Consider the following 19,849-nt stretch of genomic DNA (forward strand, 5'->3'; position numbering starts at 1 on the left):
CGCGGACGTCGGGGCAAGGGCGCGCGGCACGCGCGGGAGCGTAGCGACGGCCCCTTGCGGCGACGCTCGCGCTAGGGGCAGCTCATTGCTTCACTGGCTTTTGATGTCTCGTCTCGCTTCTCGCCAGGCGAGAAAGTCCGCCTTGTTGCGTTCGAGCCATTGGAGCAGATCGCACAGTTCGTCGAGCTGATCGAGCACCGAGTCGAACTCGGATTGGCGCACATTTCCGCATTTTCTCGGACCGGCTGTCCGTAGGAGCTGCTGGACGACGCGGATCGTCGCTGCAAAAGCGGTGAGAGAGTGTCGTTTCTTTCCGCCGGTTTCGCTCATCGCTTTCGCCTCAGCCATCCGAAGGATGGTTCACCGACATAGTTCCTCTCCCAAATATACCACGCGAAATCCGTTCGTCCTCCGCGGGCTTTCAGGCCGGCGAGAATGACCGGCCCCGGCGGCATGGACGGTCGCGGCGATATGATCAGCACGCGCCGTGGAAATGTTCTCTCCAGCCATCTGGAGCGGCGGTCGCCGCTGATCCAGGAGAGGGGCAGGATCATCGCGACTTTGCGTCTCGCGATCTCGCGCGCCCGAATGACGAACTCCCGCGACTTTCGAAATGGCGGATTGCAACAAATATTGTCCGGCGTCTGGTCCGGCGGCTCGTCGGACAGAAAGTCGGCGACACGGTCACAGAACATGGAGCGAGATACCAGGTCCTCGCCCCAAACGTCATTGTAGCCCGCGGCTCTCGCGGCTTCGACGACGCGTCCGAGTCCGCAGGCCGGATCGCAGATCGAACCTTCGAAGCCCTCCTCTTCGAAGAAGCGATGATCGACCCAACTCTCCTCGACGTACCAATCCAGTGGATGCCGCACCCAGAGATGGGCGTTGAGCGCGCGATCGGGCACGGCGGGGACGATTTCGACCGGCTCACACCGATCGTGCTGCGCCCTGCGGGACTTGCGCCGCGCTGGTGTGATCTGGTTGTCGCGATCGGCGAGGATCGAGGACGGCCGCAGGATCGGGTCGTTCATGGGACATCTCCCTATAAGGCCGGCGGGGAGACCTCAGCCAGAACATTTCGACCAGCCGCAGTGACGACAGGTCATGCAGCCGTCCTGTTTTACGAGACCTGGCTGGCTGCACTTCGGGCAGAGCGCACCGAGCGGGCGGGTGGCAGAAGGTTCGTCGAGCACATGCGCGACCAACGGCTCGGAAGGGGAAAGAAAGCCGGTGTCGATCATGTGGCGTTCGATGATCGAGCCGATCGCGGCGATGAGGGAAGGGACATAACGTCCCTCGCTCCAATGCCCGCCGCGCGGGTCGAACACGGCCTTCAACTCTTCGGCGACGAAAGCGACGTCGCCGCCGCGACGGAACACGGCGCTGATCATGCGCGTCAGCGCGACGACCCAGGCGTAATGCTGCATGTCCTTGGAGTTCAGGAAAATTTCAAAGGGGCGCCTTTCCCCATTCTCCTCGACGTCATTGATCGTGACATAGAGAGCGTGCTCGCTCTCAGGCCACCGCAGCTTGTACGTGGCGCCGGCGAGCTTCTCCTGACGCGGCGCGATCGCCGGATGCGGCGGCGCGGGAACGACCGCCGCTGGCGTGGTGGTCGACAGGATGGAGCCGGTGATCTCGTTCGGACGATAGGTCGTGCAGCCCTTGCATCCGGAGCGATAGGCGTCCAGGTAGATCGTCTTGAAGTCTTCGAAAGAAATATCGACGGGGCAATTCACCGTCTTCGAGATCGAAGCGTCGACGTGTTCCTGGATCGCGGCCTGCATGCGAATGTGATCGGCGGGCGTCAAGGTCTGCGCGGTGACGAAATATTCCGGGAGCGGCGCATCAGCGCCGAATTTTTCGCGGTAGAGCCGCACAGCGTAGTCTTCGACCTCCTGCTCGACGAACGAATTGTCGGGTTGGCGAACCTTGCGGAGATAGGTGAGATCAAATATCGGCTCGATCCCCGAGGAGACATTTTCCGCGAACAGCGAGATCGTTCCCGTCGGCGCGATCGAGGTGAGCAAGGCGTTGCGAATGCCATTCTCGAAGATGCCAGCTTTGATGTCGTCATCGAGATTGCGAACCGTCTCCCCAGCGAGATAGGCGTCTCGATAGAAGAGCGGGAAGGCGCCCTTCTCTTTGGCGAGACCAATCGACGCGATATAGGCGTGCCGATTGAGCAAACGATTCCAGTGTGCCGCCTGCTGGGCCGCTTCCGGCGTCCCGTAGGTCAAGCGGCACATGGCCAGCGCGTCGGCGACGCCGGTGACGCCGAGACCGATGCGCCGCTTCGCCATAGCTTCCTCACGCTGCTCGGCGAGTGCGAATTCCGAAACGTCGATCGTATTGTCGAGCATGCGCACGGCGACGTTGGCGAGGTGTGCGAGACTGCCCTCGTCGAGATGGGCGTGTTCCGTGAATGGGTCACGCACGAGCTTGGCGAGATTGTTCGAGCCGAGGAGGCAAGCGCCGTAGGGCGGCAGCGGCTGCTCGCCGCAAGGATTGGTCGCTGCGATCGTCTCGCAATAATAGAGATTGTTGCGGGCGTTGATGCGGTCGATGAAAATGACGCCCGGATCGGCGTAGTTGTAATTGGCGCGCATGATCTGGTCCCAGAGGTCGCGAGCCCAGACTGTGCGATAGACCTCGCCGCCAAACACGAGCGGCCAATGCTTGTCGGCGTCGACCGCCTCCATGAAGGCGTCGGTGACGAGGACGGAGAGATTGAAATTGCGCAGGCGAGTCTTGTCGGCTTTCGCGGCGATGAACGCCTCGATATCGGGATGATCGCAGCGGAGCACGCCCATCATGGCGCCGCGCCGCGTGCCGGCCGACATGATCGTGCCGCACATGGAATTCCACACATCCATGAAGGACAAGGGGCCAGAGGCGTCGGCCCCTACGCCTTTGACGAGCGCGCCCTTCGGGCGGAGCGTTGAAAAGTCATAGCCGATGCCGCCGCCGTGCTGCATGGTGAGCGCAGCCTCGCGCAGATGCGAGAAGATGGCGTCGAGATCGTCCTCGATCGTTCCCATGACGAAGCAGTTGAAGAGGGTCACGCGGCGCGAGACACCTGCCCCGGCGAGGATGCGGCCGCCCGGCAGGAATTTGAAATCCTGCAGCGCCGAATCGAAGATTGCTTCCCATTGTGCGGGATCGTTCTCGACGCTCGCGAGCGAGCGCGCGACGCGGCGCCAGCTGTCTTCGACGGTCAGGTCGATCGGCTCTCCGGCGGGTGTCTTCAGCCTGTATTTTTCGTGCCAAATCTGTTGCGAGATCGCCGGCAGCGTCGCGCCTGTCCGGGGCGATGGGGTTGCGGATATCATATTCATGATTTGCTCCTCGGATCGTGGATGCTTTTCTCCGATACAGTCCCCGAAGGCCGCCTCACGCCCGTCGGGGCAAGGGCGCGCGGAACGCGCGGGAGCCTCGGCGACAACTCCTTGCGGCGATGGGCGCGCAGGCGGCACTTCTGTCTTCAATGATTTTTGGTTCTCGTTCCTTCTTGCGGACTGTGCTCACGACCGCCGCAGGTGGCTCGGGAGCTTCCGCCAATCGACTGGCTGGCGTGGTGCGCCGCGGCGCCGCTCTGCATCGCGCAGACGTCCTCTGACGCAGTGCTCGTCGGGTATGTCATCGACGTATAGCGACGGCGCTCCGAAGCCGCGCCGGAAAGCGCAGTAGGAAATGCTGACGCGCCGCATGCCGCGCGTCAGCGCGACGTACGCGAGCCGGCGCTCTTCATCGGCGTCACCGTAATCCGAGGGAAACACCCCCGCCTCCCAAGCGGGGAGAAACACATGCGGGAACTCGAGGCCCTTCGCCTTGTGCAGAGTCATCAGGCGCACGCGGTCGGTTTCGTCCTCGCCGGGGCGGCTGGTGGCGAGCGCCGCATGGTCGAGGAGTTCGCGCGCCGTGTGGAACTCGCCGGCGAGCGAGATCAGCTCTTGCAGGTTCTCGAGCCGATCTTCCGAACTCTCGGCCTTGCTGTCGCGCAGCATGGCGCGATAGCCGGTGGCGTCGAGCAGCAGCGAGATCTGATCGGCGAGCGTGTGAGAGCGATCCTCGCCAATGCGGCGCAACTGGTCGGCGAACTGCAACCCGGCCGCGCGGCATTTCGTCGGCAGCTCGGCGGTGTCCAGGGCGCGCAGCAGCGAAACATTTCGGAACGAGGCTTCCGCCTCGACCGTCTCCATGGCCTTCGCGCCGAAGCCGCGGCGCGGCTCGTTGATGACGCGGCGGAAGGCCTCGTCCGATTGGCGATCGTCGGGCGTCGCCGCGAGACGGAGGAGCGCGAGGGCATCTTTGATCTCGGCGCGCTGATAGAAGCCGACGTCGCCGACGATCACATGCGGTATGCGAGCCCGCATCAAGGCTTCTTCGAAGCCGCGCGACAGGAAGGAGGCGCGATAGAGGATGGCGATATCCTGCCAGGGCGTTCCCTCGGCGTGGCGGGCGAGCATCTCCTCGACGACGCCGGCGGCCTCGGCCTGGGCGTCGCGGTAGGCGACGATCTCGATCTTGTCGCCCTGCTCCTTTTGTGTGTAGAGTGTCTTGCCGAGGCGTTTCTTGTCCCGTGCGATGACCGCATTTGCCGCGGCGAGTATGTGTCCGGTCGATCGAAAGTTCTCTTCGAGACGGACCTGCAAAGCGCTCGGGAAGTCTTGGTGAAACCGCCTGATATACACTATGTCTGAGCCTCGCCAGCCGTAAATGGCCTGATCATCGTCGCCAACGCAGAATATACGTCCGTGCAGGGCGGCGAAAGACTTCAGCCAACTGTATTGCGCGAAATTGACGTCCTGATATTCGTCCGCGGCGAGCCAATCGAAGCGCGACGCCCAGCGGGCGCGATAGGCGTCGTCCTTGCGCATCGCGAGGGTCGGCCAGAGTAGCAAGTCGCCGAAATCCGCGGCGTTCGCCTCGCGCAGGGCGCGCTGATAATCGGCGTAGACGCGCGCGGCGGCGCGCAATGTATGGGGATCGACCGGCTCGCGGGAACGATCGCTTTTGGCGATCTTGGCTTCGACCCAGGCGGCGGCGCCGGCCGGCGTGATCAGATTGTCTTTGAACTTCGCGACGCGGTTGCACATGATCTTCAGAGGATCGCGTGCATTGGCGTCGCCGCTCTCCTCGCCATCGAGGCCTTGCGCCTTCATGACGCGCTTGACGAAACGGCGGCTGTCGTCGGCGTCGACGATGTCGAAATTCGGCCGAAGCTCGGCGATCTCCGGCGCATCGCGGAGCTGACGGGCCGCCAGCCCGTGATAGGTGCCGAGCCAGGAAGGAGCCGCCAGGCCGTCGAGCGCGGCGCGGATGCGCGACGCCATTTCGGCGGCGGCCTTGTTGGTGAAGGTGACGGCGAGGATGCGCGAAGCCGGAATGCGCTCGACGGCGATGCGATGCACGACCGCCGCCGTCAGCGTCGAGGTCTTTCCGGTGCCGGCTCCCGCGAGGACGAGGATCGGTCCGAAATGCGCGGCGGCCTGCGCTTGCGCGGGCGTGAGCGTCGCCGCCGCCTTGTCGAAGGCGTCGGCGGGCGGCTGCGGCTCCGAGGGCTCGTCGAAGCAAGGTTCGAAGCGGTCCCACTCCTCCATGCCGGCGAGCGGATCGATGTCAGAGTATCTCGACATGGCAGTTCGCTCCATTGCAGCGGATGAGTTCTCCGCGTTGTGTGTCGATGGTGGTGAAGACGACGAAGTGATCGTCGAAGTAGAAGGCGCCCGTGTCGTTGCGTTCGCCGTCGACGACGACGCCCTCGACGGATTGCGAGCCGTCGTCGGCTTCGACCTGAACGAGCGTGTCCAGGTCCCGTTTGCCGGTCGGGATGTGTCGGCAATGACGGCGCGTCGCCTCGGGCAGCTGGAAGAAGGCTTCGGCCAGTTGCGCGAGCGTGTCGTCCATCGCGAATTCGTCGACGGCGTCGGCGACGTCGATCGCGTCGCCGATCTCACCGAGCCTTTGAAGGAATAGTGCGCTGGCGAGCTTCGGCGGCCACGGCTCCCAGGGCGCCACGCCGGGCGGCAGGGGCAAGGGGTCGTCGTCGAGCGGATCGAGCGTGATCTGCAGGCTCGATCTGATGTCGTCGCGGCTCCAGCCGACGACATGATAGGCTTCATTCGCCGCCGCCTGTCGGTCTGCGCGTTTATGGAGGGCGTAGCTCTCGTCGGTCCACTGCGGCAGGCGATAGCGTCGATCGACCGCTTGTTGCAGCCGCCGATCGAGCCGTGCGAAGCCCTCGCCGAGATGCGGCCGCAATGGGCTGATTGGGTCGAATCCACCGACCAAAGCCTCGGTCGCATCATGAAATAGCTCGCGCAGAGACTCACGGGGGGTGAGCTTTCCTTCGCGTTCGCGCAAGGCCAGAACGGCGAGGCTGTGCTGGGCGACGCTGAGCGGCAGGTCCCATGCCGAATATCCGCCCCAGCGATAGGTGCGCGACAGCCCGATCGCCAGATCCTCGTCGGTCCAGGCGTCCGGCTTCGGATCGAGCAGGTCGAGCCGGCCGCCCGATTTGAGCAGCATCCAGGCGCGGTGCAATGTCATGGCGTGGTCCTTTCTCTCTGGGCGAGCATGTCGTTCCAGTCGCTGTCCTCGACGGGCGGACGCAGTCGCTCGAAGGGGACGCCGGCGGCTGCAGCGATCTGCTGGTGGCGGGCCGCGTAGCGGTCGCCGGCGGGATTGGCGTCGGCCGCGCTGCAGAAGCGCGAGCCCGGGATGCGCGCGAGGCGCGCGACGATCGCCTCGATCTCAGAGATCGTTTTCGGACCCATGCCGCCGCCGGTCGCCGCATACAGCGTGTCGGCGCGAATGTTCTCCAAGGCGGCGAGGCTGAGCGCGTCGATCGGCGCCTCGGCGAGGGCGAAGCGCGTCGGCGGCTCGGAACCGCCGGGCAAGCGGAACAGGATCTTGTCGCCGCCCGTCACCGACCCTTTGAAGTCGGGGCCGCGGATTTCGATATGGCTGACGTTTCCCTCATGGTCGCGATGCGCGAACCAGGCGCTGCCATAGGGTCCTTCTCGGACCGCATCGGCGGCGACGGCTCGGGCCAGGACGCTCGGGGGAAGGCGACGCTCCTCGGTGAGATATCGCCAGACCGGCGAGCCGCGCCGCAGCCGGGGCCGCCGCGCCCATCTGACCGGTATCGCGAGAGGCGCGGCTTTCTCGCCGCGCGAGCGTCTTCTCTCGATATCGGCGGCGGGAAAAATCGGCCGAATTCCGGTGAAACGGCGCAGCACCTTGCGGACCTCGCCGAAATTCAGGGCGGGATCGAGATGCTGAACGAGATCGAAGACGTCGCCCTTCGCGTCGCTCTGTGGATCCCACCAGCCGCGGCCCTCGTGATTGACGATCAGGATTTCTCCCTGTCCGCGTCGATATTTGAGGCAATTCTTCGTGCTCTCTCGGCGATCGAGCCGCCAGGGCGGCGTCGAGCGCTCCAGCAGCGCGGCGCAATTGGTCTTCGCCCGCAGCTGTTCGATTTCCGGGTCATGGCTCATGGCGTTCCGTCCCTTTCTCGGGGCGGGCGGAGCGGAGAGCTCGATTTCTCCTTCTCCTTTCCCAAAACGCCGTCGGCCGACCGCGAGACGGCCGGGCCGCAAGGGCGCGCGGAACGCGCGGGAGCCTCGGCGACGCACCCTTGTCGGCGCGGACGGCGCTAGCGGTAGCCATGTCCCCTCTCCCTTTGCTCCGGATTCCCATTCGTGATTCATTCGTGTGCGAATGCGAAGCGGCAGCGTGGAGGGCCGGCATGGCGGCGATGGACGAGATCGCGATTGCGTTGCAGGGCCGAAATCCGGAGGCGAACCGCCATCGTTCGTGGCGCGTCGAGGCAGGGCGCGATTTGTTCGGAGCATGGATCGTGCGCGTCTCCTTCGGCCGGATCGGCTGTCGGGGGCGAACATTCGCGCGCGAATTCGGATCGGAGGACGAGGCGCGCGCCTATGTGCGCGACGGGCTGCGCCGTCGGAAAGGCGCCGTTCCGCGCTGTGGCGTCGAGTATCGCGTCGTCGACGCGTCGCCGGCGGCGTTGCCTCTTCTAGCAACGGTCAGAATATCGAGCGGCCCAAAGAAATTCGAAGCGGCAGGGCCTCGCCTCGAAGTCTGAAACGGCATCGGAAACCGCCTCTCCGCGGAAAACGCTCGTCGGCTCGGTCGAACGAGTGACTTTTCACAAAGAGGAGAATGGGTTCGCAGTTCTGAAAGTGAAAGCGAACGAGAGGCTCGATATCGTTCGATTGTTTTCTGCCGCCTTGATAGGGCAGTCAACCGTTTGGTGACTGAAATACGTCATATTGGACGAAAGGAGAATCGAACTCGATGCGGATTTCGAACACGAAGCCGCATCGGTCTGGAAGCAAGGACGCACTCGCCGGTCGTCCCCGAGCGATATCCAAAGGTCGTGACCTTGTTGGCGACGGAGCCACTGGCTAAGGCGCTGCACTATATTGGAACGAAGCGCTGGTGCGGCAGGCGCTCAGAGTCAGGAACGGATCAACTCCATGAGCCCCGTTAGGGAACGAGTCGATTGGGTCGATTATGCCAAAGGGTTCTGCATAATTTTCGTAGTAATGATGCACTCCACTCTCGGCGTCGAGGCAGCGGTCGGGAGAGAAGGCTTCATGCACTATCTGGTCCTCTTCGCCAAACCCTTTCGGATTCCAGGCTTTTTCTTGATTTCGGGATTATTTCTCGCGAACGTCATCGACCGTGACTGGAAGATCTATCTCGACCGTAAGGTCGCGCATTTCGTGTACTTTTATGTGCTCTGGGCGAGCATTCAATTCGTCGTCAAGGTCCCGTCGCTCGTCTCCGAATTCAGACCGCGCGAGATTTTGCAGGAATATCTCCTGATTTTTATCCAACCCTTCGGCACGCTGTGGTTCGTCTATCTGCTCCCGGTGTTCTTCGTCCTCACGAAGCTTTTCCGGCGAGTTCCTCCCCGGGTCATTTTGACGATCGCTGCAGCCCTCGAAATTTCAAGTCCCGACACGGGTATCTTGATCGTGGACGAGTTTGCGAGCCGTTTCGTTTATTTCTATTCAGGCTATCTGCTCGCATCACGAATCTTTGGGCTCGCGAGCACTGTCCAGCTAAGACCACTCTCCGCGACCGCCGCACTCACTCTATGGGCGCTAGTCAACGGCTTCCTCGTGTTCGACGGGCATTCGGCGCGGCCTTTCGTCTCGCTTGCGCTTGGGCTCTCCGGCGCCTGCGCGGTCGTTGGCGTGTCCGCGCTGATGGCAACGTATGAGTTCTTCTCCCCGCTTCGCTATTGCGGCCGCAATTCAATTGTTATCTACCTCGGTTTCTTTCTGCCAATGGCCGCAAGTCGCCTTGCGCTGGTCCATTTTGGGCTCGTCACGAACGTCGGGCTGATGTCGCTCATTGTCACTGTCGCTGGAGTGATCGGATCGCTTGCGCTGTTCTGGCTGGTTCGGGGCTCGGACCTGCGCTTCCTGTTCGCGAGACCGCGCATCTTTTGGCTCGACAAGACCGGCGCTGTGGGCGGTGTCGTTTCGTCGCAAAGCTAACCTCGGGCGTCATGCCGCTGGAGAGCAGCAGCCTCATGTACAAATATGAGGCCATTGCCTCCTAAACGAGCCAAGGACGGTCGCGCCTGCGACTTCACCGTGAATCCTCCCGCAATGCGAGGGCATAGGAGTATTCAATGAAACCGAACAACAGTGAAACCGAATTCGGAAATGACGCCTACCGCGAGGCGCTGCACGCCGCTCAGGTCGAGCTCGTGAGATTCCAAAGACATGTGATCAAGTTAGAGCAGAAGATCCTGGTCATTTTGGAAGGTCGGGACGCCGCCGGCAAGGACGGGGCGGCCAAGCGCATCACCGAGCACCTCAGCCCACGCGAATCGCGGATCGTCGCGCTCGGCAAGCCATCGGACCATGATCGGGCATCATGGTATTTCCAACGTTATGTGGCGCATCTGCCGAGCAGTGGCGAAACCGTGATTTTTAATCGCAGCTGGTACAATCGCGCCGGCGTCGAACGCGTCATGGGTTTCTGCACCAACGAGGAATATGAACAGTTCATGCAGACCGCGCCGATGTTCGAGCAATTGCTCGTGCATTGCGGCGTCAAAATCATCAAGTATTATCTCGACATCTCGCGCGATGAGCAAGAAAAACGGCTGCAACGCCGACGGGAAGACCCGCTGCGTCAATGGAAGATCAGCCCTGTCGACGAAAAGGCCTTGAATCGTTGGCAGGATTATTCCGAAGCCCGCAACGAGATGCTGCTGAGAACCCACAGCGTGTTCGCTCCTTGGATCGTCGTGAAGGCCGACGATAAAAAGGCGGCGCGTCTCAATATTATTCGAGACATTTTATCACGCTGTGAATACCATGGGAAATCCGGACACGGTGAATTTCCTGACCCCAATCAAGTATTTCTATTCGACAAGCTTCTTCTGACGAACGGCGTCGTTGCGACTTGAAATAGCCGGCGTGAAAGCCAACTGATGGCACGCGCCAGATCGACGGCGAACGTCGATTGTCCCTGGGAGCAAATCACCTCCCGAAGAGTGTCGGCCTTGCCATTTCATTCGGTTTTCGCGGGCGTAACCGAGGAGAGAAGGGCGAACGACATGATGAAAGATTTTCTCCGCGAGCACGCGTGGCTCTGCCCAGTAGCGACCATCCTCCTTGCCGGGCTGATTTTATTCGCCTTCGGCGTCACATGGTGGGACATCATCTTGATCGTCGCCATGCTCGCATGTCCTCTGAACTGGCTATGGATTATCGTCTTCGGACGATTCCCCGGCGAAGCTGAAGCAACCCGCAAAGGCGTCCAGCCGGGAATCCGGCGGCTGGACCACGCAGCAAGGCCCGCTAGACCGCCTGACAAAAAGGGGGCGTGATCTTACGACGATTAGCGAATTGAGGATTGCGGCGCCGCCGCTAAATGTCGCGCTTCGCCTGAGCATTTCATTCGCTCCGGAAGCGAGGCTCGCCAAACCGGCGTCCGGCTTCACATTGAAACGCTCGGTCACTGCTCATCCGAGCGCCGAAATCGGATTATGCGCGAGGAGCTCGCGCCCCTTGGCTTCGGACCCCTTGGCCATCAAGTCTCACGGCTACTGTGCGAAAGGATGCGCCCTTTCCCTTCCGCCGCGGCGTCGATCCGCCGAGACCTATAGCCGGACGGTCGAAGCCCACCGCTTCGACCGCGTCCCACGACCGCCAGCCATTCGATCGTCGTGGCGTCATCCGATCCTGTCGTCCCGAGAGCGGCCACCGAACAACCGATCGAGACGCGGGAAAAAGGCGGGCGTTCCCGACATGTAGTATCGATATGTCTCGCCGAACTCCGCGAGCGCTTCGCGCTCCTCGGCCCTGGCGAGCTTCACATACATGACGACGAGCACGGGAAACATGGCGAGCGTGAGCAACGTCGGCCATTGCAGCAGGAAACCCAGCATGACGAGTATGAATCCGACATATTGCGGATGCCGCACGTAGCTGTAAGGGCCGCTGACCGCGATCGAGCCGCGCTTCTGCGCCCGGTAGAGCACGCTCCATGCAGTGGAGATGAGTATGAATCCTCCTCCGACCAAAACGAAGCTCAGAATGTGGAATGGCCCAAAATGCGGATTTACGCGCCATCCGAACAACATTTCCAGCAGGTGGCCGGCATCGTGCGAGAACCAGTCGACGTCGGGAAAACGGCTCTGCAGCCATCCCGAGAGAACATAGATGGTCAGCGGAAAGCCGTACATCTCCGTGAAAAGCGCAACGAGAAACGCGCTGAACGCGCCGAACGACCGCCAGTCGCGGCTCGTGCGTGGCTTGAAGAAGCTGTAGGCGAACATGATGAACACGACCGAGTTGATGAACGCGAGGCCCCACAAGCCGTAGGCAGGAGTATCGGAATGCATCGGCGCCCTCCTCTCACTGCTCGCGCGGGCCATGATCGTCGTGACCGCCGTGACCGCCATGTCCCCCGTGCATGAAGAGATGCATGAGGGGACAAGCGAGCACGGGGAGCCAGACCAGCAAGCCGAGCACATGCGCTCGATGCTCGGTGAATAGTAGAAAGCCCCCGATCAACAGAAACCCGATCAGGACAAAGCCCGCGCGTGATCGCAACAGCCCCCCGCCGGATTGGTCGCCACTCGAATTTCCATGCTGCCAATGATCGTGTGACATCTTTTCCCCCTATTCGACTATCAGGCGGCCGCGGAACATGCCCATCGGGCATCCGAAGCCGAATTCACCCGGCTCCTTCGGGAGCAGCTCTACAGAGACCGTTTGTCCCGTCGGCAGGTCGGCGCTCTTCTGGAAATCCGCGAAGATCACTTTGTCGGAGCACGACGCCGTCTCCTCTCTGCGGAAATTCAGGCGCACGGGACGGCCATGCGTGACAATGATCGTGTCCGGCGTATAGCCGCCCTTGACCAGGATCATCGCTTCTTGATAGCCGCCCGTCGTCTCGGACGAACGGACGCCTCTGGTCCGCTTCAGCCAGAAGAACCACACGATGAAGCCTATGAGCGCCACGCCGAGCGAGGTCACGATCCAGCGATCCGCGCTCATGCGTGTCGGCGGAACGGACGCGGGAGGAGTGGCCGGCTCGGCCCGAGTCGGAGCGGGAACCGACCGCCGAGCAATGAGCGCATCGATGTCCTCGCGCTCTTTTTTCGCGCGATCGAGTTGCGGGTCGAGCTTCAAAGCGGCTTCGAGGTCGCCCCTCGCGCGCTCGAGATCGCCCCTTTCTCGGTAGATGTCCGCCCGACTCAGGAAAGCGGCTGCGGTCTCCGGATTGCGCTCTATCGCGCGGTCGTAGTCGGCGAGAGCTCCGTCCAACTCGCCTTTGGCTCGATGAGCGTCGCCCCGATCCAGATAGATCGCGGCGGCGTTCGGCTCCAACCTTATCGCCTCATCGAAATCGGATATGGCCTTGTCGAAATCGCGCTCGGCTCGGTGAGCCTTGGCGCGACCCAGATAAGCGGCGACCAGATCGCCGTCGAGCGTCAAGGCCCTGTCGAAATCGGCGATCGCACGATCGAACTCTCCTTTCGCCAGATAAGCCTCGCCTCGACCCAGAAAGATGGAAGCGGTGTTCGGCTTGGCCGCGATGGCTGCGCCATAGTCGGCAATTGCTCGATCCAACTCGCCCTTGGCGCGATACGCGTCGCCTCGGTAGGCATAGGCCATCGCCTGATTGCGCTTTGCTTCCTTACTCTTGCTGACGATCACCTCTGAACAGCCGGCGATGCGTTCGTCGAAGCCGCCCTGGCGACATCTCGTCCACGAGTCGTCCTTTGCGAACCCGCCAATGACCGAAGCGAGATACATAGTTCCGGCGAGCACGACATTCGCCAGAACGCCGACTGCCCCCGCCCTCGCTCGTCCAGAACAGCCACTACACCGCTGATGGCGCCTCATGTCGAACATCTCGCATCCCCTCGTGGCCGAACCGAATTCAAATCAGCAAACGGGCGAACGGCTCATAGCCTCTTCGGTTGAAATAAACGCAGGCGATTGGCGTTCGTGACAACCGTCACCGAGCTGAACGCCATGGCCGCAGCGGCGATCAACGGCGACAGCAAAAGCCCAATGAAGGGATAAAGAACCCCCATCGCCACCGGAATGCCGAGCGCGTTGTAGCCGAATGCGCCGAACAGATTCTGACGCACATTGCTCATTGTCGCGCGACTGATCTCGATCGCGGTGACCACGCCCATCAGACTGCCTTTGATCAGCGTCACGTCGCTCGCTTCGATTGCGACATCCGTCCCTGTGCCGATCGCGAAGCCGACGTCGGCTTGCGCCAGAGCCGGGGCGTCGTTGACGCCGTCGCCGACCATGCCGACGGATTTGCCTTCGAGCTGGAGCTTTTGCACCTCATGCGCCTTGTCGTCGGGCAGGACCTCGGAGAGGACGCGCTCGATGCCCACCTGCCGGGCCATGGCGCGAGCGGTGCGCTCATTGTCTCCCGTGAGCATGACGACCTCGATGCCCGCCCGCTGCAAAGCCTCTATCGCTGCTTTGGAGTCGGACTTTACGGTGTCGGCTACGGCGATGAGACCGCCTGCGGCGCCGTCGATCGCCACATACATCGGGGTCTTGCCCTCGCTCGCGAGACGCTCCCAATCCACCTGCAGCGTCTCGATCGCCACTCCCCGGTCGCGCATCAGCTTGGCGTTGCCGAACAGAATGGCGTGGCCATCGATCTGGCCGCTCACCCCACGACCCGGAATGGCGGCGAAGCCCTCTGTCTCAGACAGAACGAGATCGCGCGCCTCGGCCCCTTTGACGATTGCTTCGCCCAGAGGGTGCTCCGAGCCGCGCTCGAGCGACGCCGTCAGGCGTAGAACAGTCGGGGCGTCGTGGCCTTGCGTCACGACGACGTCGGTCAAGGCCGGCTCGCCCTTGGTGATCGTCCCGGTCTTGTCGAGAATGATCGCGTCGAGTTTCTCGGATGCCTGAAGAGCATCCCCCGAACGGATCAAAATGCCGTTCTCGGCGCCTTTGCCGATGCCGACAGTGAGCGACGTCGGCGTGGCGAGGCCCAATGCGCAGGGGCATGCGATGATCAGAGTCGTCACGAGCACGACGATCGGGAAAATGACGCGCGGCTCCGGCCCGAAGTCGTACCAGACGATCGCTGCGAGAATCGCGAGGATCATGACGCTCGGCACGAAATAGCCAGACACCGCATCGACGACGCGCTGAATGGGCGCCTTTGATCCTTGCGCATCCTTTACCATTCGAACGATGTTGGCAAGCGCCGTATCCTTGCCGACCTTGGTCGCCTCGAATCGGAAACTCCCCGTCTTGTTGAGCGTCCCGCCGATCACTTCGGAACCAACCTGCTTTTCGATCGGCATCGATTCGCCGGTGATCATCGATTCATCGACCGCACTCGCTCCGGCTGCGACTTTGCCGTCGACCGGAATCTTCTCGCCCGGTCGTACCAAGACCGTGTCGCCGACGACGACCTCTTCGACCGGCAAATCGACTTCCGCGCCGTCGCGGACCACGCGCGCCGTTTTTGCTTGAAGGCCGATGAGCTTTTTGATCGCTTGCGAGGTTCGACCCTTGGCCTTGATCTCGAGGGCCAAGCCGAGGACGACGAGCGCGACGACTACATCGGTCACGTCCCAGAATACCTCCGCGAGCTTCATCTCGGGGAAGAAACCAGGCCACACGATCGCGACGACCGAATAAGCGTAGGCGGCGCTGATGCCTATCGCGATCAGCGTATGCATATTGGCCGCGCGATGTTTCAGCGCGTCCCACATTCCGGTGAAGAATTGTGATCCCGCCCAGACGAGCACTGGCAGGCTCAGAACGCCCAGCAGCGCCCAGACAATGCGCCGCGTGTCGCTCCCCATGGGCATCCACTCGCGCAGGCCCGGGATGAGATCGGGGTAGCTCAGCGCCATCACAGGAACCGAAATCACGGCGGCGAACCAGAATTTGCGCATCAGACTGCGGTATTCTTGTTCGTTCGCCGCTTCGGCCGGATCGAGCGCTTCGCTCCCGAGCTCGATTTTCGGCTCCGCCACGCGATAGCCCGCCGACTCGATCGCCTTGCGTAGCGCCGAGAAATCGACGCTGTCTGGACGATATTCGACGTCTACGACATTCGGGCCGAGATTCGCCCTCGCCCAAATGACGCCGGGCACGTTGCGCAACGCCAGCTCGACCCGAACCACGCACGAGCTGCAATGCATATTGCTTATCGGCAATCGCACCACCGCCGCGTCCGGGACATAGCCGGCGGACCGAATTGCTTGCAGAATATCGCTAATCTTGGCGATCGTCGGCTCGTAATCGATCCGCGCGAGCTTGGTCGCGAGGTTCACCCGAGCCGCGACGACGCCCGCGATCTTCGCCAGAGCCTTCTCCACCGTCGCAGCGCAATGATCGCAGGTCATGCCGCCGACGCGAAGCTCGAGACGTTGCGTCGAAGGGATAGCGACGGCTTCGCCACTCGCCGGTCTCGGGAGCTCGGATTGCACGATCGACGTGGCCACGGCTTTCTCCTGGTCGCCTTTGATCATCGGCTCTGTTCGGCCAGATGCCGAGGACTCCTTGGAAACTTGTGTGATAGTCATGCGATCCTCTCGCATTCATTTCCGATGAAACAATTTTCAAGAGAGCTGGATTTTGCTTAAAAACCGTTGCCTCCCCTTGCGCCGCAATCCAGCCTGGTGTCTGTCGAAACTCACCGACCTTACGGCCTCTCTCGCGATCTTTTGTGAAGAGCAGGCCCGCTCCAAACGGAATGGGCCTGTGCGAGACCTCAGCGACGTTTGCCGCTTTTGACATGCACGATCTTGATGACTCCGCCGTCGTCTGCGACCTGGATCTGGACGTGATCGCCGGTCTCGTGGGCCGTCAGATCGGACGGGTCTCGCACCGGAAACGTCATGGTCATAGCCGGCATCTTCGCGTGAGCTATGGCTCCATGGGAGATCGTCAACTCCCCCGAGCCCACGTCGATCTTCTTGATGATCGCGCTGACCCAGGGATGACCCTGCGCTTTCTTTCGCGTCGACTCGATGCGTTGATACCAGTCCTGTGTCGACAGGGCCGCAAGTTGCTGCGCCGAAGCGGGGCGGACCACTGGCGGGAGGACGATCGCCGAAATGACAAACGCCAATGCCAGCGACTTAACGATTTTCATCATGTGCTTCACTCCTCATCGGATTGCTGCCTACGCGATTCGGCATCTTGGAAGAGACGCCTCTTCGATGTTCAGAAATCGAAACCGGCGAACGACTACGAAGTAGCCATCGACAGTCGCATCTTCAAGATGGAGTACCAAATATAATCAATGTGTTATAAGGACATCGTAAAGACATGCGTCCTCGTTATCTGCGATTTGGAATCGCAGATTTGCTCGTTCGACCTCAATGATTTTCGAGCGGTTCTTTTTCGACAGGGCGCAACACGACGGCGAGCGCCATTAGTGTCTCGCGCGCGAGCTGCCGCTCGGCGACACAGACTTCGGTCGAAGGTGAAAGCTTCAGGCGATTGGAGGTCTAAGGTCCGGAGTCGGGCGCAGACCGGAAGGACGAGAGAAGCCTTCCACCTGCGATACGAAGCGAAGCTCGACCACGCGATCCAAGATACTGAAATGCGGAGGAGGCAGGATCTGCAGGCCAGCGCATAGCATCGAGTCGTGGCACGGCGGCAGGACACCCATATCCCCCTCGCACGGGGAATCGTCCATGGCCATCAAAGCGCAATCATGGTGATGGGTCGACGCGGCCGTCGCGCCGCCTGTTCCCCCGGCCGTGACAGCCAGGAGAGCCAGAACGGAAATCAAGAGACGCAGCCAGCGGAACATCGACGCTCTCCAGCCCGTATGAAATATACGCTGTTTTGGCCGCCGCAAGAAGCTCGAGCTCGATCGAAGCGCGCAGGGGGCCGGACGGGCGCGGGAGACCGCCGCGAATGTCATTGATTTCCGGCCTGAATTTACGTTTACCCGGCGAGTAGACGGCCCAAAAATGCGAACTACTTCTCCAAAAAAACACTTCCCGCGTCTTGCGAAACCGCGACGGGCGCATCGGCGACCACGCGCGACAGCTATTCGAATAGGGGCGCATGCGACAAGCTTATGCCTCTGGAGAGATGAGAGCCATGGAGACGCAGGAAAATAAACGCCTTTTCCCGTTCGTTGTTGCGACGTTGACTGCCCTGCTCATCTCGTTTCGCTCGCTGGCGGAGGATGGCGCCGGCCATATGACCGACCATGGAATTACGTTCTATTACGCGATCATCCCGGCCGCGACCATTCGCGGTCACGAAAAGCAGCATCCAGAAGCGACCATGCATGGCGGCCCGCCCCGGTCGCAAAATGCCTATCACTTGACGGTCGCACTCTTCGACGCTGCGACATCCAGTCGCATCACTGATGCGGATGTCACCGCGAAAGTCGCGGAGGTAGGCTTAGCCGCAGAGCAGAAGAAGCTCGAGCCCTTCACGGTAGCAGGCGCCCTGACCTACGGAAACTATTTCACCATAGCTCCGAGGACGAACTATCTGATCGATGTGAACGTCGACATGCCCTCCTCATCCGAGCCAGCGCATATCAGGCTTTCTTTCAAGCGCCAATAAATCGCCCGCGGCAGAGCTCGAGAGGCCAGGGACATGAACAAAATCGCTCCGTTCGCCGGCTAATCCCCGATTGGCTATCGAGGGCGCGTAGCGCTAGCCTTCTTGCGCTGGTCGACTTCTTCGCCACGCGGTTCGAGTCTTGGAGGCCAAAAGTGGATCGAACGACTCTCGGATCGGCAAGCGCCAGTGTGAAATCGGCTCACAATACTCTGCCCGTTCCGGAGGCCGTGCGCCACGCCGAGCAGCAGCTGCAGCGAGACTCTCCTCGGGCGCGAGCTACCAACTTTGCGCAAGAGATGCTGGATTATCAGCGTGACCTGATCGAACGCTCGATCCTGTTCTTTGATACGTTACGGCAGCGCGCAGACAACATGATCGCCCATGAGCGCGCGGGCAAGCCGCCTCTGCTCGACTTCGATTACGAGATGCTGTTCGACGCTCGCCGCTTCGAGACGCCCGCCAATTACGCACTCTTGCGCATCACCCGTATCGGCGACGCCTGTCTCGAAAACTGTCTCGACGAGTCGAAGCCGCCGGTCGTTATCCTCGATCCGCGCGCCGGCCACGGGCCCGGCATCGGTGGTTTCAAGCGCGACTCTGAAATCGGCATGGCGATGCACGAAGGCCACGCAGTCTATTTCGTGAGCTTCTTTTCCGAGCCTTGTCTCGATCAAAGGCTCGCCGACGTGCTGCACGCGTTGAGGCGCTTCGTGGAGGAGGTCGCCAAGCGCCACCCCGGCAAGCCCCCCGTCCTTTATGGCAACTGCCAGGCGGGCTGGGCCATCACCCTGCTCTCGGCCGATTGCGAAGGGCTAGTCGGTCCTGCCGTGCTCAATGGCTCGCCGCTCTCTTATTGGGCGGGCGAATCGGGCGTCAACCCAATGCGCTTTGCCGGAGGCCTTCTCGGAGGCGCGTGGTCAGCCCATCTGCTGGCCGATCTCGGGAACGGCCGTTTCGACGGCGCTTGGCTCGTCCAGAATTTCGAGAACTTGAAGCCTGAAGCTGTCTTTGAAAAATATGCAAACCTGTTCTCGAATGTCGACGGCGAGCGCGAGCGCTTTCTCGAATTCGAGCGCTGGTGGAACGGCTTCTATTTCTTGAGTCGTGAAGAGATCATCGCCATCATCGATAATCTATTTATCGGCAACAAGATCGAGGAAGGAAAATTTCCTGTTTGCGAGGGCTGCGTGGCTGATCTTCGCCGTATTCGCAACCCACTCGTGATCTTTGCCTCCTACGGAGACAACATCACTCCGCCGCATCAGGCGTTGGGATGGATCCCGGTGGTTTACAAGGACACCCGCGATCTCGAGGCGGCCGGACAAAGGATCGTCTACCTGACAAATCCGCATGTCGGCCATCTCGGCATTTTCGTCTCGGCAAAGGTGGCGCGCCTCGAGCACCGCGGTATCCTCGAAAGCCTTCATGAGCTCGACGCACTCGCGCCCGGCCTTTACGAAATGAAGATCGACAATCCTTCGGGCGATCCCGATTGCCGCAAGCCGCAATTTTCGGTTCGCTTCGAAAGGCGAAAGGTCGAGGATTTGAGATTTCGGGCGGCCAATGACGCTTTCGAGCGAGTCCGTCAGGTGTCAGAAATATACGAGCGGCTCTACTCGACCTTCTCGAGCCCGCTCGTTCGAGGCGTCGCCAATCCGTGGACTGCAGCCCTGCTCGAATGGCTGCATCCTATGCGCACGAGCCGCTATCTGTTCTCCTCCGCGTTTACGCCCTGGATGCAGGGCGTA

The 19,849-nt window shown here is 61.5% G+C and carries 18 protein-coding genes; 6 read left to right on the forward strand and 12 right to left on the reverse strand.

From position 1 onward, the window contains the following. Positions 1-90: 90 nt before the first annotated feature. The 6 genes from METLW3_RS0124830 to METLW3_RS0124855 form a co-directional block, all read right to left on the reverse strand. Positions 91-330 (reverse strand): hypothetical protein, encoded by a 240-nt coding sequence (locus METLW3_RS0124830; protein ID WP_024882402.1) that lies wholly within the window; start codon positions 328-330, stop codon positions 91-93. Then, positions 327-1,031: an SAM-dependent methyltransferase gene (locus tag METLW3_RS0124835; protein WP_024882403.1), complete on the reverse strand. Its 705-nt coding sequence runs from the start codon at positions 1,029-1,031 to the stop codon at positions 327-329. The genes METLW3_RS0124830 and METLW3_RS0124835 overlap by 4 nt, the downstream gene beginning before the upstream one ends. A 33-nt stretch (positions 1,032-1,064) precedes the next feature. Next, positions 1,065-3,338 (reverse strand): adenosylcobalamin-dependent ribonucleoside-diphosphate reductase, encoded by a 2,274-nt coding sequence (locus METLW3_RS0124840; RefSeq protein ID WP_024882404.1) that lies wholly within the window; start codon positions 3,336-3,338, stop codon positions 1,065-1,067. Between the two features lie 186 nt (positions 3,339-3,524). Further along, the gene (locus METLW3_RS0124845) at positions 3,525-5,639 is read right to left on the reverse strand and encodes a UvrD-helicase domain-containing protein (RefSeq protein ID WP_245267519.1); all 2,115 of its coding nucleotides are present in this window, start codon (positions 5,637-5,639) and stop codon (positions 3,525-3,527) included. Continuing rightward, positions 5,623-6,552 carry a hypothetical protein gene (locus METLW3_RS29000; RefSeq protein ID WP_024882406.1) on the reverse strand — a complete coding sequence of 310 codons (930 nt, stop codon included), beginning with the start codon at positions 6,550-6,552 and terminating at the stop codon, positions 5,623-5,625. Before METLW3_RS29000 ends, METLW3_RS0124845 begins: the two co-directional genes overlap by 17 nt. Further along, on the reverse strand, positions 6,549-7,505 hold the full coding sequence (locus METLW3_RS0124855) for a DUF3991 and TOPRIM domain-containing protein (protein ID WP_024882407.1): 957 nt from the start codon (positions 7,503-7,505) through the stop codon (positions 6,549-6,551). Before METLW3_RS0124855 ends, METLW3_RS29000 begins: the two co-directional genes overlap by 4 nt. A 140-nt stretch (positions 7,506-7,645) precedes the next feature. Between METLW3_RS0124855 and METLW3_RS26640 the strand changes: the two genes are divergently transcribed. The 4 genes from METLW3_RS26640 (at position 7,646) to METLW3_RS0124875 (ending at position 10,885) form a co-directional block, all read left to right on the forward strand. After that, the gene (locus tag METLW3_RS26640) at positions 7,646-8,113 is read left to right on the forward strand and encodes a WGR domain-containing protein (protein WP_157516700.1); all 468 of its coding nucleotides are present in this window, start codon (positions 7,646-7,648) and stop codon (positions 8,111-8,113) included. A 394-nt stretch (positions 8,114-8,507) separates the two neighbouring features. Further along, on the forward strand, positions 8,508-9,539 hold the full coding sequence (locus METLW3_RS0124865) for an acyltransferase family protein (protein ID WP_024882409.1): 1,032 nt from the start codon (positions 8,508-8,510) through the stop codon (positions 9,537-9,539). A 137-nt stretch (positions 9,540-9,676) separates the two neighbouring features. Then, entirely contained in the window at positions 9,677-10,462 is a 786-nt protein-coding gene (gene ppk2 / locus METLW3_RS0124870) for a polyphosphate kinase 2 (protein ID WP_024882410.1), read from the forward strand. Between the two features lie 150 nt (positions 10,463-10,612). After that, entirely contained in the window at positions 10,613-10,885 is a 273-nt protein-coding gene (locus METLW3_RS0124875; protein ID WP_024882411.1) for a hypothetical protein, read from the forward strand. 345 nt (positions 10,886-11,230) lie between these two features. On the opposite strand, the gene METLW3_RS0124880 is transcribed toward METLW3_RS0124875, so the two are convergent. The 6 genes from METLW3_RS0124880 to METLW3_RS26650 all read right to left on the reverse strand — a co-directional run bounded on the left by METLW3_RS0124880 (position 11,231) and on the right by METLW3_RS26650 (position 17,328). Beyond that, a complete protein-coding gene (locus METLW3_RS0124880; RefSeq protein WP_024882412.1) occupies positions 11,231-11,902 on the reverse strand; it encodes an isoprenylcysteine carboxylmethyltransferase family protein in 672 nt (223 codons plus the stop codon). 13 nt (positions 11,903-11,915) lie between these two features. Continuing rightward, positions 11,916-12,173: a DUF2933 domain-containing protein gene (locus METLW3_RS27990; protein ID WP_084485014.1), complete on the reverse strand. Its 258-nt coding sequence runs from the start codon at positions 12,171-12,173 to the stop codon at positions 11,916-11,918. Between the two features lie 9 nt (positions 12,174-12,182). Further along, positions 12,183-13,322 (reverse strand): tetratricopeptide repeat protein, encoded by a 1,140-nt coding sequence (locus tag METLW3_RS27995; RefSeq protein WP_198022928.1) that lies wholly within the window; start codon positions 13,320-13,322, stop codon positions 12,183-12,185. A gap of 152 nt (positions 13,323-13,474) precedes the next feature. Next, the gene (locus METLW3_RS0124895; RefSeq protein WP_245267520.1) at positions 13,475-16,009 is read right to left on the reverse strand and encodes a copper-translocating P-type ATPase; all 2,535 of its coding nucleotides are present in this window, start codon (positions 16,007-16,009) and stop codon (positions 13,475-13,477) included. Between the two features lie 269 nt (positions 16,010-16,278). Further along, positions 16,279-16,665 carry a copper-binding protein gene (locus METLW3_RS27255; protein ID WP_024882415.1) on the reverse strand — a complete coding sequence of 129 codons (387 nt, stop codon included), beginning with the start codon at positions 16,663-16,665 and terminating at the stop codon, positions 16,279-16,281. Positions 16,666-17,004: 339 nt separating this feature from the next. After that, the gene (locus tag METLW3_RS26650) at positions 17,005-17,328 is read right to left on the reverse strand and encodes a hypothetical protein (protein WP_036310487.1); all 324 of its coding nucleotides are present in this window, start codon (positions 17,326-17,328) and stop codon (positions 17,005-17,007) included. A 296-nt stretch (positions 17,329-17,624) separates the two neighbouring features. Here METLW3_RS26650 and METLW3_RS0124905 point away from each other — a divergent pair, with 296 nt between their 5' ends. After that, complete coding sequence (locus tag METLW3_RS0124905) at positions 17,625-18,101, forward strand: hypothetical protein (RefSeq protein ID WP_024882416.1); 477 nt, start codon at positions 17,625-17,627, stop codon at positions 18,099-18,101. A 296-nt stretch (positions 18,102-18,397) separates the two neighbouring features. Next, positions 18,398-19,849: DUF3141 domain-containing protein (locus METLW3_RS0124910; protein ID WP_024882417.1), on the forward strand; the 1,452-nt coding region annotated here is incomplete at its 3' end.

The organism is Methylosinus sp. LW3, assembly GCF_000527115.1.
In the GTDB taxonomy this organism is placed as follows: domain Bacteria; phylum Pseudomonadota; class Alphaproteobacteria; order Rhizobiales; family Beijerinckiaceae; genus Methylosinus.